Genomic DNA, 12983 nt, shown 5'->3' on the forward strand with positions numbered 1-12983 from the left:
AGCAGGCCACGCACATACCGCTCGCCCCATCGCCGCTGATCAGCACGGGCAAAACCGGAGAACACCTCAGCGGCGAACGTCTCCAGTCGCGCCCGCACGGCCTCCAGTTCTTGAGGGGTCATCTTCCCTCACCCCCAAAGCAGGTGACATACCGTCTCCTACCCGAGGTAACCAAGTCCTAATAGGTCCCCAAACGCTTTCCAGGATCGTCCAGAGCCGTTCGCCCTGCTGCTCGCCGGGACTCCGGCCGTTCAAGCACGTCCGACTCAGTTCATGATCGTCTGTTCGGGTGGCTCCCAGCGTGGCTCCCGAAACCGGACGAACCTGGAGCGCTTCACTGGTGATCGCCACGGAGCCGTTGCGCTCCCGCCGGAGACACGAAGGCTGGTTGGCGGCTACTGGATGGTCAGGCGGTAACCGTGTTCGACGGAGCGGGGGCAGAGGAAGATGGTGAGGGCTCCAGATCGGCCGAGGGCGAGCGTGGTGGGTTCGACGGTCTCCTCGCATTCGGGTGTTCCCCATGCGAGGTGGCGTTCCTCCAGGGGACGCCACCGTGGTCCGCTGCCGCCGTCCCACTCGCTGCTGTCCAGTTTGAGGAGCGGTTCGGTCTCGGTTCCGCAGACGTTACAGGGCAGCGGGTACATGTCGGTGAGGTGCCAGGACTCCCATCCGCCGATCTTGCAGCCGGGCGCCATGGACAGGAGGTACTGGTAGCTACCGTCATCCACTTGATCGCCCCACTGGTCGAGGGCTGCCCGGACCTGCCCGGGCAACTCCTCGCAATCGGGGTACTCGGTGACGCGTTCGGGGTGGAGCACGCAGGGGCGCGGTAGATAGTCCTCCCGGCTGAGGTCGGCCGCCGGGGTGCCGGGGAGGCTGTCGGGGCTGGCGTGGTGGCGCATCGGGGGTTCGGTGAGAACGTCAGCAAGGTCTGTGGTGTGGCGCCAGACCAGCAGAGGGGCGGGTCCCCAGATGTCGTCCAGGTCGTGTTCGTTGGGGCACCACAGCACCTGGAGCAGGTCGGCTCCCTCGGGGAAGGGAATCTCCGGGATGTCGCGTGCGTAGAACTGCGCGACCCCGACCATGGGCGTCGGGGTTTCAGGAACGCGGTCCCCCCAGTCCGCCCAGCCGGGTTCACCGAAGGGCGCGGCCGGCATTTGGAGGGTCTGGTCGCATGCGGGCCATGGTTCGGTGACCGGCCAGATCAGCGGTCCCCCGATGTGACTGTCATGCATGGTCGGCTTCCCCGGCCGCGGATGGAGGCGGACCGCTGTTCTCGCGTACGCGCGCAGCTCGGGGAACATCTGGGTGACGTCGACCGGAGGGTCAGGGGTGGTCAGTGCCATGGCGGGGAGCTTAGGAGGCGGCACCGACACGGAACAACGACGGCTCCCGGCGAACGCTGTCACCGGCCCTAGCGGTTTTCAAGAGGGCTGCGTTCCGAGAGAACAAGACGGCTCTGAGCAGGGCGGGAACCTTCCTCTTGGCACCGCCCACAGAAGATCATCCCGCATATATCCCGCGTGCCTGGTTCGATACCTTGACGATATGTCGATCAGTGAACGCCATCTGTCAGCCGAGGAGCAAGCCGTCATCCTGGCTCTTCTCGCGCAAGATTTTCCTGGCGTGGATGAACTTCGCGCTCAAGTCTCTTCGACAATTGTGGCCGGACGGTGTGGGTGTGGATGTGCAACGGTGGATCTTCGGGCAGGAACAGGGCCTCCTGCGCTCGCCTCCCCAGTACAAGACGGGGTGCTGATCTCCGCCAGCGTGCGCGGGCGCGATGACGGTGTTTTGCTCTTCGTCGAGGACAGTCATCTTTCGTGCCTTGAGGTCTACTCCGTTGATGGTGAGCCGGCCTCGCTCCCACAGCCTGAAGATCTCACCGTTGACCCGCCAGGCTCCTGGGGGTGATGTCGTGGAGGCAACAAGGCTCAGATCGACTCGTGAACCTACGGATTAAAAGTGGATGGCGCTTATTGGCGTTCGCAGCGCTTTGACCTGGCATTTCGGATGCCGTCTCACTCTTGTTTAACGAAGGCAATCCGCGCATAGTCCGGATCTTGAAATCCTGCTCGCTCGCTGCGGTCTTCGGTAACTTCCAGTGTTTTCGCCGCGCCGTCAGGATGAGCTGTGACCGATCACGCTACCCGGTGGGCCGGGGCTGAGGAACGAAGTCCCGGACCGTCGATCGCCCCCAACCACATACGGGCTCAGCCGCCATCAGGCGATCGTGAGGGCGATGCCGGAGAGGAGATGGCCAGTTCTGGTCACTTTCGGTGACCGTTTGATTACTTGGAGTCACGACTGTTTCATTGTTCCCAACGCCCCACCTCACCCCAGGAGGAACAATGGCCAGGTTCACCGCCACACTGGTGGCTCGTCACAGCGACAAGGCAGCGTCGGTCCTCGGTGAAGGTCTCCAGGACGGCGCCGAAGTGGTCCAGTGGGCCTACGTGAACAAGCCCAACCAGGAGTGGCGGCTGGTCCAGCAGGACAACGGCTACTTCAGCATTGAGGCCCGCCATAGCGGCAAGACCCTGTCGGTCCTCGGCGAAAGTCTCCAGGACGGCGCCAAGCTCGTCCAATGGGGCTACGCGGGTAAGCACAACCAGCACTTCCGCCTTGGCTGAGCCCAACACCTGACAGAGGCACGGATACAAACTCATACGGAGATCCCTCCGCCGAGTTTCCCTATCCACCTCACTGGACGCCCTCTCCCCTGCCGGGGACGAGGGCGTCTTCTATCTCTGCTCCGCCCCAGAGTTTGGACTAGCCCTGATCGGGCGGCGGTGCGGCCCTACTGCGGCGGCCGATGGGCGAGTGCGGCGCGCGGGTGGTGCGGCGGGCGGGCCGATTTCCGCCGCCGTTCGGGACCGGCGCCCACGCCGCACGCCCGGACGGCGGGCGGTGGGAGGGCCGTGCGGCGGCGCGCCGCGCCGCCGCCTTGATCATCACAAGAACAATTCGGCAATGCTCCGTGATGGCACGGGCTCCTGTGCTGATGCCCGTGTACGTCGGGGTTGTTGGGCGGTAACTTCGCTGTGTGGCTACCAACGATGAGCAGACGCGCTGGATCGTGCATGGTGAGCGGCTGATCTACGACAACCGGTGGATCCGGCTGGGGCTCGTTGATGTTGCGATCCCGGACGGGGAGCGGTTCGAGCATCACGTGGTGCATCTGGATCGGGCGGCTATCGCGGTGGTGGTCGATGACCAAAACCGGGTGCTGTTGATGTGGCGGCACCGGTTCCTGGCGGATCGGTGGGGGTGGGAGCTGCCTGGCGGGCTGGTCGATGCGGGTGAGGACGCCATGACGACGGCCGCTCGTGAGGTGGAGGAGGAGACGGGGTATCGGCCCAAGGAGATCGAGCATCTGATCACCTACCAGCCGATGGCCGGCATGGTCGACTCAGAGCACAATCTGTTTCTGGTGCGGGGTGCCGAGTTGGTCGGGAGTCCGACGGGGGAGATCGAGGCCGATCTCATCGAGTGGGTGCCGATGTCGGAGATCCCGGCGATGATCGCCCGCGGTGACATCTGGACGTCGGGGACGTTGATCGGTCTGTACGCGGCACGGGAGCGGCTCAGCAGCGGGTGAGGGGCTCAACGGAGTGAGCGCTTAACCGCTCGGGCGAGTTCCTCGATGCGCTTGCGCTGGCGGCGGGAGCCGGTCATGGTCGCGAGTTGCTGAGCGCGTTGGATGTGGGGTTGGGCCGCGTCGGGTTCTCCTCTGGCCAGAAGGGCGTGGCCCAGGTCGCAGCGGACTCCGGATTCGGCGCGGTTGTAGGTGCCGTCCATTCCGGCCAAGGCGGAGCGCAGATCTTCGACGATGCCGGGGTCACCGAAGCGCACCAGGCAGTTGCCACGCCAGCGGGCGAGGTGGTGAGCGTCCAAGGAGAGGTAGGGCATGCTCACATCGGCGTCCCCGGCCGGTAGAAGTGCGGCGGCCTGGTCGAGGGCCGCGCGGCAGGTGGTCTCGTCGCCGAGGATCGCGGCGGCTTCGGCCTCGGCTGCTGACAGCCAGGTCCGTAGCAGGTTGGGGATGTGGTCGCGGTGGGTTGCGTGGATGTACTGGAGTAGCTCGGTGGCTTCGGCCGGCCTGCCGAGTTCCATCAGGACGTAGGTCTGTTCGGCGGATACGTAGGCGAGCACTGAGGGATTGTCGGCTTCGCGGGCGGCGGCTTTGGCGTGCTCGTAGTGATTCCAGGCGTCGTTGAGCGCACCGGTGTGGATGGCCTGCCATCCGGCCAGGGATACGGTCTCGGCGAGGATGTGGGCGAGCTGGGCGCGGATGCCGGGTCGTACCGCGTGCCGGTGTGCATCTTCCACCTGGGCGATCTGGGCGCGCATCTTGTCGGCGATGGCGACCCCGCCGCGTCGGCGGTCCAGCAGGCGCAGGTTGTTGGTGTCGGTGGCGAGGATCATGACCGTGGTGGGGTCGACGGCGGCGGCGGCTTCGATCCGGGCCGTCAGCTCGTCGGTTTGCTCCTGGTGGTTGTCGCCGTGATCCCCGGTGGGGGAGGCGAGATCGAGTGGGGCCAGGCCGAAGAGCATGCGGGCGTGATCAGGCAGGCCAAGGCCGGTGGCGATGCGTTCATAGACCTCTAGGTCGGTGACCTGGCGTCGCCCTCGGATGATCAGGCTCACGTGGCCCTGGGCTATTCCGGTCGCCGTGCTGAGGCGGATCTGGCTTGCTCCGCTGTACTTGACAGCGAGAGTGAAAAGCCCCATCACGTCACGGTTCTTAAGGATTTCTTGGCTTTCGTCGCTGTCCCAGACCCGTGCCGGAATCTCGATCGGATTGAAAGCGTTGCTGTGCATTCCATCCTCCGGTCATCGGTTCCGAAGTGGTGCATTGCCGCAGAACGGGACTCTATATTCTTGGTGGTATACCTGCGCGGGATAGGGCGGAAAAGTTCGCCCGGACATTCTTTTCGGCATGACAACACCGGTTAAGTGCACGGAGTGCGACGGGCGCGGCTGGAAGATCGTCACCCGCCGTGGATGCGTGGCGGCCATGGGCCTGCACCTGGAACTCTCGGCATACGAGGACTGCATCTACTGCGGCGGCACCGAACAGTTCGTCGAGAGGTTCGAGTGGGAGGTGTTCATCACCTCCGGCGGAACCGACGAGCTCGGACCGTGCGGGATCAGTTCGGGGCAGGCCACGGCGATGGACACGCTCCGTACGGAACTGCGTCGGATGGAGTCGCCCTCGACGGTCTGGGGCCGCATCACGCACCGGATCTACGACTTCAGCACCGTGCAGGACGACTGGACACGACAGGTGATCTTTCACGCCACCGTGGACCTGGCCGGGTCGGTGCGTTTCGAGCGGCAGGAATCATGAGCGAGAATCCTCCCCGGCGGGGAGTGTCGTGCATAGCGCATCATCTCGTACCGGCTGCTCCCGGATGCATGCCTTTGACCTGGAATAGGTCACGGCGTTTCGGGCGGGTTCGGGTAGTGGCCTGGACCTGTCATGAGCACCGGGTGACGTTTTACGAATTGTGCGATGCGGGCGGGCTGTCGTTCATTCGGCGCACGGTTCAGGACAAAAGTCGAGTGACCGTGTTTCACAGTGAGGCGTGGTCGCCTGCTCAGGCGCGGGTGGTGTGGATCAGGATTCTGGCCGGGCTGGCCAGGTAGGTGCCTGTCGCTGCTGCGGGTCCTGACAGGACTGCCCTCAGCCGGTAGTGTGCTTGTGCAGACAAGTGGTAGAGCGATCGGGCGGTTAAGATGAGCAGGGATTTCGCCCCTCCGAAGTATGCCCAGGTGATGGGCACGATTCAGGAGCGTATCGAGGCCGGGCAGTACGCGGCCGGCGACATGCTGCCCTCCGAGACACAGCTCGTCCGGGAGTTCGGGGTGGGCCGTACGACGGTGGTGCGGGCGCTTCAGACGCTGGCCATGCAGGGCTGGATCGAGCGCGAGCACGGCCGCGGCTCGTTCGTGAAGGGCCGTCCCGAGAGCGCCGCCGATCGCATCCGGCCGGGACTGGCGGTGACCGAGCAGGCCGAGAGCGGCGAGACGGTCACTGACGTTGCCCGGGTTCCGGCTCCCCGTCACATCGCCCGTCTGCTGGGTGTTGAGGACAAGACGCCGGTGATCTCCCGTCGGCGGGTGGCCAAGCAGGGTGGCCGGGTGTCGGCGGTGGAGACCCTGTGGTTCCCGCTGGAGATCGCGTTGGGCACCGACGTCGACAAGCCCGAACCGCTGGCGCGCGGGGTGCGCCATCACCTCCAGGCGGTCAAGCACCTGCGGTTCGATCACGTCACCGAGCGGCTGACCGCGCGCAATCCCACCAAGGAAGAGGCCGAGTTGCTCGGCTCTTCCAAGCCCGTTCTCGGGGTGCTGGCCACCGTGCATGATGCCACTGGGGCGGTGCTCCTGGTGATGAGTGTGGCTCTCCCCGGTGACCTTCATGAACTCCAGGATGTCTACCCGGTGACATAGGCCGACTTCTGGTAACGCTCAGCGAAGCGATACTCATCTCTTCGCGGAACCTCTACCTCTGAGCAGGATCTACCCCGGTCGTCTCGGCTGGCCTTGGTGTCGGGCAGGTGCCCGTTGTCAGGGAAGCGGTTCGAGGAACTCCAGGCGGTTGCCATGGGGATCTTCGCTGTGGAAGCGGCGCATTCCTGGGAAGTCGTCGTCGAAGTCGACCGGATAGCCGGCGTTGCTCAGCCGCTGGGCCCACTGGTCGATGTCGCGGACCAGGAGGCCGGGGTGTGCCTTGCGAGCGGGGCGGAAGTCGGCCTCGACACCCAGGTGTAGTTCGATGCCATGGCCGCGAAACCAGCACCCGCCGCGAGTGGCGAGAGCGGGGGGCTTGGGGATCTCGGTCAGACCGAGCACACCTTCGTAGAAGTTGCGCAAGACCGGCTCGCTTCCCTGGGGGCAGGCCAGCAGCACGTGATGCAGCATCACAACTCCTCACATATATCTTGACATGAAGATACTTTGATCCGCCATGTGGCGGCAATCTCCATGCCGATCCCCAGGCCGCCACATAACTGAAGTGCGGATGCGCCGGTAGTCGATAGCCATGACTTCCCGCGACATGAGCAGGTCTTCGCGGCTCGCTAGACTCAATCACTTGTGCGGACGAGTGGTCGTAGGCTACCTTCAACTTAAGCGGACAAGTGAACAACCAGCCATCTGGTTGCCGCTCAAGGAGAGGAACCCCCATGGCCATCCAAGGCCCCATCCCGATCAGCTTCACGCAGGTCTTCCCGCACGGCTGCTTCATCGTCGGCGAGGTCGAGCAGGTCAAGGACTTCGACGCCTCGTCCAAGGGGCGCACCGTCTACGCCAAGGACAAGAACACCGGAGAGCTGGTGTGGCAGGTCGCGGTCATGGACGCCGATCCAACCGTCAAAGCCGGACAGAAGACGGTCTCGGTCAAGATCCTGTCCCCGGTTCAACCCGTCGTCCCGGCTGCGCTGCCGGGGCTGCCGTTCGTGCCGGTGGAGTTCGACGGCATGACCGCCACCGCCTACGTCGCCCAGAACACCGGACGCCTGGCCTGGTCCATCCGCGCAACCTCGATGCGTGCTCCCCGCTCCGCCACTGCTCCCGCTCGGCAGAGTGCTTCGGCCTCGGTCAAGGAGACGGCCGGTAAGGACGTGGCCGCGTGAGTGAGCACAAGCCCTACACCTACGTCACAGCGTCGATTCGTGAGGGCGTCACCCGGCTCGATGTCTCCTTCTGCACCTCGGATGTGTCGGCCAAGGCGTTCGGGGGCGACGGTGAGCGACCGTTCCTGACCTTGTCCAGCACTGAGGCGCAGATGACGGTCACCACCACGGGCGGCGGACCGGTCACCGAACAGGACGTGACCCTCGCGCGGGAGATCTTCGCCGCTTCCGCGCGCTACCTCGCCGACTGCGAGCGCCTGCACACCGAACAGCCCACCAACCCCGACCAGGCCGAGCAGGACAAGGCGGCCTGACACGTAAGCGGGGCCGCCAGAAGCGCCAACTTCCGGCGGCCCCTCGGTTCTCCCTCTCACGCGAATTCAAGGAAGGCCCCCAGCCTAATGTTCAAGAAACTGCCCGGCGACGAGGCACAGCACCTCGTCTCCACGACCCCCGATACCGCCGTCGTCTTCCGCCCGGCCGTCCTCCGCACCCCGGCGATCCTCACGATTCTGATCTTCACGTGGCGGCTGCTGGCCGGTCTTCTGCGGCTGCTGTGGCGTCACCCAATCACCTCGGCCGTCGCGCTCACCCCTGCTGTGGTCTCGCTCGCGTACGGCTGGCGCTGGGGCCTCGGCCTCGTCGTCCTGGTTCCGCTCGGCCTCACCGCGTGGTGCCTCCTCGCTCGTCCGTCGTTCCTGCGCCTGGTGGGCTGGCGGCTGCTGGCCTGGTGGCGTCGGGTGTGGATCTACCGGCGGCACTGGCAACCGGTAATGATCATCTCCGGGCTTGGCCGTCACTTACGCGGCCGGGACTACCTTCCCCGCCTCGTCCGCGTCACCTGCACCTCGTGGGCTGATGTGGTCACGGTGCGGATGCTCACCGGGCAGTCGGTCAAGGACTGGGCTGAGCGCACCGACCATCTCGCCCACGGGTTCGGTGCTCAATCCTGCCGGGTCTCCGTCGCGCGCTCTGGCCGGCTGCTGCTCGTCTTCCCTCGGCGCGATCCCCTGGCCACTCCGCTTGCGGCCGTGCCGGTTCCGGCTGAGGCGTCGGTGGGTCCGGTGGAGGTCGGCACGTGCGAGGACGGCAAGCCCTGGCTGTTGAAGGTTCACGGCACTCATGTCCTGGTCGCCGGGGCCACCGGGGCGGGCAAGGGCTCGGTCATCTGGTCCACCGTCCGAGGTCTGCTCCCCGCCACCCGTGCGGGCCTGGCCCAAGTGTGGGCGTTGGATCCCAAGCGGATGGAACTGTCCTACGGGCGTGACCTGTTCGGGGACCGCTACGCCGCGAGTCCGGCCGACTGCGCCGATCTCTTGGAAGCGGCTGTGCAGATCATGCAGGAGCGGGCCGACCGCTACGCCGGACTCCAGCGCTCTCACACACCCACCGTCGATGACCCGTTCGTCCTGGTGGTGGTCGACGAGGTGGCGTTCCTGACCGCCTACCAGTCCGACAAGGGGCTGAAGCTCCGCATCTCCGCTGCCCTGGCCACGCTCACCACGCAGGGTCGTGCGGTCGGGTTCGGCGTCATGGCCGCACTTCAGGACCCGCGCAAGGAGGTCATGAACATCCGCAACCTGTTCCCCGACAAGATCGCCCTCCGGCTAGACGAGTCCGAGCAGGTGGACATGGTCCTCGGCGACGGCGCACGGGATCGCGGGGCGCTGGCCGATCACATCTCTCCGATCCCCGAGCAGGGGGCCGGTATCGGCTACGTCCGGTTGGAGACCTCGCCCGATCCGATCCGGGTGCGCGCCGCGTACGTCTCCGACAGTGACATCCGCGCGATGGCGCTGGAGGTGGCCGCGTGAGGGTCTGCTTCTACGGCACCGACGAGGAGATCACCCGCGTGTGTGAGCGGCCCATCCTGGCCGTCCTGGGAACCCGTCACGCTCAGCCTGTCTTGGCCTTCGAGCTGCTCAACATCCGCGTCACCACCGACCCCTACCAGACCACGTTCCGGCTGTCGGCCGACCTGTCCGAAGTGGAGAGGGGCGGTCGTGACTGAGCTGGCCTACATCCTCGACGGTCTGCGCTGCTCGGCCTGCGGCGCGGTCAACACCCTGTGGCTGGACCTGATCCGCGGCCTGGTCGAGTGCCGCGAGTGCGGACAGGGCGCGCTCCTCGACCCCGACCACGATGGGGAGGACGTGTGAGCAACCCCAACGATCGCGGCCTGTCGCGTGCCGAGCGTCAGAGAATGCCGCTCGCGCTGGATGTCGCGGTGGAGATCGCCAAGCACAACGGCGTGTGCATCCGGCCCGTGGTCCTGCGGCGGATGGACACCCATACCGGGCTCACCGAGGACGTCAACGTGCCCTGCGGGGCCACTATGGACGCCAAGTGTCCCTCCTGCGCTCGGCGTAACCGCTACCTGCGGATGGCCCAGTGCCGGGAAGGCTGGCACCTGGACGCCGAACCCTCAACGACTCCGGATGAGCCGAATGAGGAACAGCGCTGGCTGGTGGAGTTCCGCGCGGACATGCAGGCTCAACGCGATGCCGCAGAGAAGGCCGGCGAGGACACCGGCGACCTGGACGCGATCCTCGCCGGGCTCGATGCCGAGATCAACGAGGCCGGGATGCGGGGCAATCTGCTTGGCCGGACCACTGCCAAGCGCAACCGCTCGACCAGGCGGCGCCAAGATGCTCCCGACCTGCCCAAGAAGATCCGGCGGAACACCACGCTCGGGCGGACCTTCACCGGCTCGGACGGGGCCGTCTACCGACCGTCGCTGTTCGTCACCCTCACGCTTCCCTCCTACGGCAAGATCCGAGCAGGGCAAGGCGTACCCGTCGATCCGGACAGCTACGACTACACGCGGGCGGCTCGGGACGCGCTGCACTTCTCCAAGCTCGTCGACCGGTTCGTGCAGAACCTGCGCCGCGTCGCGGGCTATGACCTGCAGTACTTCTCCTCCGTCGAACCACAGAAGCGACTCGCCCCGCACCTGCACATGGCCATCCGTGGCACCATGCCGCGCTCTGAGGTCAAGGCGATCGCGGCGGCCACCTACCACCAGGTGTGGTGGCCCTCGGTCGACGAGGTGCGCTTCGAGGGCGACCACCTGCCGGTGTGGGCCGAACGTCCCGCGCGGGAAGACGGCACCCCCTACCCGGACGGACAGGACGGCGACTACCTCGATCCGATCACCGGGGAAGTGTTGCCCACCTGGCGCGAAGCGCTCGACCGACTCGACACCGACGAGAAGGCCGAACCGCTGCACGTGGTCCGCTTCGGCCCCCAGGTCGACGTTCAAGGCGTACTCGGTGGCACTCCGGATGCCGACCAGTGCATCCGCTACTTGAGCAAGTACCTGACCAAGAGCCTCGGCGACACCCTCGATGCCGACAACCCGGCTCAACGTGACCACGCGGCCCGCATGGTCGAGGCGCTGCGCTACGAGCCCTGCTCCCCGGCCTGCCCGAACTGGCTGCGCTACGGAGTACAGCCCAAGAACCCCAAGGCGGGCATGGCGCCGGGCCGGTGCCGGAGCAAGGCGCACAAGCCCGAACACCTCGGCTACGCGGGACGGCGCGTCCTGGTCTCGCGCAAGTGGTCCAACAAGACCCTGTCCGAGCACAAGCGCGACCGCCGCACCTGGGTCATGGAAGCCCTCGGCCTAGCCGACGAGCCCACCGACCCGCACCGCTACGTCTGGAAACCCGTCCCGGCCGGCGACGGCAACATCCCCTCCCTGGCCCTGCGACTGCTGCGCATGGTCGCCGAACGCCAGCGCTGGCGAGCAAGCCTGCTCGCTCTCCAGGCGAAAGCCACCGGCCAACTCACACCCGACCTTTCGGCAACGAAGGAGGCGGCATGACAGATGACCTCGATCACCTGCTTCTCCGGCCGGAGAGAGCGGCGGAGCTTCTCAGTATCGGCCGGACCACGGTCTACGCGCTGATGCGGTCGGGCGCTCTCCGCTCGGTCCGTGTCGGCACCCTTCGCAGAATTCCCCCGACCGCGCTCGCCGAGTTCGTCGCGCATCTGGAAGAGGAGCAAGCAGCATGAGCACCAAGAAGCGTGGCCACAACGAGGACTCGATCTACAAGGACGGCGACCGGTGGCGCGGGGCGATCTCCATCGGATACGGGCCGAACGGGGAGCGCATCCGCAAGAAGGTCTCCGGCAAGACGCGCCCCGAGGTCGTCGAGAAGATCCGGAAGATCCGCGAGGGCATCGCCAAGGGTCTGCCGGTCCCCGACGACAAGATCACCGTTGGTACGTTCCTCGACCGCTGGCTGTCCACGCTCCCCGGTCATATCGCCGATTCGACCCTGGACGACTACGAAGACACGGTACGACTCCACCTCAAGCCGGGACTCGGGCGGCACAAGCTCACCGCGCTGACCGTCGCTCACGTCGATGCCCTGTGGCAGGCCAAGCGGGCGAAGTACAAGCCCAACAGTGTCCGGATCATGCGGGCCGTCCTGCGCAAGGCACTCGGACAGGCTGAGCGTGAGGGCCTGGTGGCTCGGAACGTCGCGGCGCTGTCCATGCCTCCCCGGCTCAACACCGACGAGGGCCGTACGCTCACGGTCGACCAGGCGCACAAGCTTCTCGACGAGGTCGCGGAGCATCGAATGGGAGCGCTCGTCCTCCTGGCGCTCGTCTTCGGGCTTCGCCGCGGTGAGGCTCTCGGGTTGATGTGGAGCGGCTTCGACCTGGAAGCCAGGACCCTGCGCGTGGCGCACGCGGTGAAGCGGATCAAGAACCGCGCTCCCGGCGCGGAACGCAAGACCAAGCTCGTGATCACCGAACTCAAGACCAGGAAGTCACGCCGCACGCTCTGCCTGACGCCCGAGTTGGTCGACGCGCTCAAGCGGCATCGGGCCGTGCACAACGCGGAACGTCTCCAGGCCGGAGAGGAGTGGACCGAGCACGGGCTGATCTTCCCCACGATGCTCGGCAATCCGTCCGACCCCGACACCTTCTCTCACCTGTTCTCGAAGCTGGCGCAGAAGGCCGGCCTCGGCCACTGGCACCCGCACGAGCTGCGGCACTCCGGCGCCTCGCTCATGCTCGCCCAGGGCACGCCGCTGCACGTCGTCTCCGACGTCCTCGGGCACGCCAGCATCGCGATCACCAAGGACGTCTACGGGCATCTGATGGAGGGGGACAAGCGGGCAGCGTCGGAGGCGATCTCCGGAGCTCTGCTGGGCAGACCCGCGCCTTTGGCTCCCAGGTTGGCTCCCACCGGCACCGAAGAGACCGGCTGAGCAGCACAACGAAAAAGGCCCCTGATGGCGTAATGCCTGTTCAGGGGCCTTCTTGCATGTGTGCGGCCGGAGGTACTCGAAACCCCAACCTTCTGATCCGTAGGGAAGGGCGCTC

The 12983-nt window shown here is 66.1% G+C and carries 15 protein-coding genes and 1 pseudogene; 12 read left to right on the top strand and 4 right to left on the bottom strand.

The genetic code is table 11. The features are described from left to right. Positions 1–122 (bottom strand): annotated as a pseudogene (locus ACWD3H_RS42355) (IS701 family transposase); the annotation flags it as partial. 273 nt (positions 123–395) lie between these two features. Continuing rightward, positions 396–1346, bottom strand: coding sequence for a hypothetical protein (locus ACWD3H_RS42360; RefSeq protein ID WP_451959032.1), 951 nt, complete (start codon positions 1344–1346; stop codon positions 396–398). 1005 nt (positions 1347–2351) lie between these two features. Here ACWD3H_RS42360 and ACWD3H_RS42365 point away from each other — a divergent pair. Together ACWD3H_RS42365 and ACWD3H_RS42370 are read left to right on the top strand one after the other, a co-directional pair. Continuing rightward, on the top strand, positions 2352–2633 hold the full coding sequence (locus ACWD3H_RS42365; RefSeq protein ID WP_451959033.1) for an RICIN domain-containing protein: 282 nt from the start codon (positions 2352–2354) through the stop codon (positions 2631–2633). A 413-nt stretch (positions 2634–3046) separates the two neighbouring features. Further along, positions 3047–3601 (top strand): NUDIX domain-containing protein, encoded by a 555-nt coding sequence (locus ACWD3H_RS42370; RefSeq protein ID WP_433371741.1) that lies wholly within the window; start codon positions 3047–3049, stop codon positions 3599–3601. Positions 3602–3606: 5 nt separating this feature from the next. Here ACWD3H_RS42370 and ACWD3H_RS42375 read toward each other — a convergent pair whose 3' ends face one another. Continuing rightward, positions 3607–4734 (bottom strand): XRE family transcriptional regulator, encoded by a 1128-nt coding sequence (locus ACWD3H_RS42375; RefSeq protein WP_451959034.1) that lies wholly within the window; start codon positions 4732–4734, stop codon positions 3607–3609. 208 nt (positions 4735–4942) lie between these two features. Between ACWD3H_RS42375 and ACWD3H_RS42380 the strand changes: the two genes are divergently transcribed. Then, positions 4943–5353 (top strand): hypothetical protein, encoded by a 411-nt coding sequence (locus ACWD3H_RS42380; RefSeq protein WP_451959035.1) that lies wholly within the window; start codon positions 4943–4945, stop codon positions 5351–5353. Positions 5354–5742: 389 nt separating this feature from the next. Beyond that, positions 5743–6459 carry a GntR family transcriptional regulator gene (locus ACWD3H_RS42385; RefSeq protein WP_451959036.1) on the top strand — a complete coding sequence of 239 codons (717 nt, stop codon included), beginning with the start codon at positions 5743–5745 and terminating at the stop codon, positions 6457–6459. A 117-nt stretch (positions 6460–6576) separates the two neighbouring features. Here the strand turns inward: ACWD3H_RS42385 and ACWD3H_RS42390 are convergent, their stop codons facing one another. Further along, positions 6577–6930 carry a VOC family protein gene (locus ACWD3H_RS42390; RefSeq protein ID WP_451959037.1) on the bottom strand — a complete coding sequence of 118 codons (354 nt, stop codon included), beginning with the start codon at positions 6928–6930 and terminating at the stop codon, positions 6577–6579. Between the two features lie 263 nt (positions 6931–7193). Here ACWD3H_RS42390 and ACWD3H_RS42395 point away from each other — a divergent pair, with 263 nt between their 5' ends. The 8 genes from ACWD3H_RS42395 to ACWD3H_RS42430 all read left to right on the top strand — a co-directional run bounded on the left by ACWD3H_RS42395 (position 7194) and on the right by ACWD3H_RS42430 (position 12868). Beyond that, positions 7194–7643: a plasmid replication, integration and excision activator gene (locus ACWD3H_RS42395; RefSeq protein ID WP_451959038.1), complete on the top strand. Its 450-nt coding sequence runs from the start codon at positions 7194–7196 to the stop codon at positions 7641–7643. Continuing rightward, entirely contained in the window at positions 7640–7957 is a 318-nt protein-coding gene (locus ACWD3H_RS42400) for a hypothetical protein (RefSeq protein ID WP_451959039.1), read from the top strand. The genes ACWD3H_RS42395 and ACWD3H_RS42400 overlap by 4 nt, the downstream gene beginning before the upstream one ends. A gap of 87 nt (positions 7958–8044) precedes the next feature. Next, positions 8045–9457 (top strand): FtsK/SpoIIIE domain-containing protein, encoded by a 1413-nt coding sequence (locus ACWD3H_RS42405; RefSeq protein WP_451959040.1) that lies wholly within the window; start codon positions 8045–8047, stop codon positions 9455–9457. Beyond that, entirely contained in the window at positions 9454–9654 is a 201-nt protein-coding gene (locus ACWD3H_RS42410; protein ID WP_451959041.1) for a hypothetical protein, read from the top strand. The genes ACWD3H_RS42405 and ACWD3H_RS42410 overlap by 4 nt, the downstream gene beginning before the upstream one ends. Then, complete coding sequence (locus ACWD3H_RS42415) at positions 9647–9802, top strand: hypothetical protein (RefSeq protein WP_451959042.1); 156 nt, start codon at positions 9647–9649, stop codon at positions 9800–9802. Before ACWD3H_RS42410 ends, ACWD3H_RS42415 begins: the two co-directional genes overlap by 8 nt. Next, positions 9799–11469, top strand: a complete 1671-nt coding sequence (locus ACWD3H_RS42420; RefSeq protein WP_451959043.1) for a replication initiator — start codon at positions 9799–9801, stop codon at positions 11467–11469. The genes ACWD3H_RS42415 and ACWD3H_RS42420 overlap by 4 nt, the downstream gene beginning before the upstream one ends. Next, complete coding sequence (locus tag ACWD3H_RS42425; RefSeq protein ID WP_425957679.1) at positions 11466–11660, top strand: helix-turn-helix domain-containing protein; 195 nt, start codon at positions 11466–11468, stop codon at positions 11658–11660. Before ACWD3H_RS42420 ends, ACWD3H_RS42425 begins: the two co-directional genes overlap by 4 nt. Beyond that, on the top strand, positions 11657–12868 hold the full coding sequence (locus ACWD3H_RS42430; RefSeq protein ID WP_451959044.1) for a tyrosine-type recombinase/integrase: 1212 nt from the start codon (positions 11657–11659) through the stop codon (positions 12866–12868). Before ACWD3H_RS42425 ends, ACWD3H_RS42430 begins: the two co-directional genes overlap by 4 nt. Positions 12869–12983: the final 115 nt, after the last annotated feature.

The organism is Streptosporangium sp. NPDC002607 (assembly GCF_053592655.1).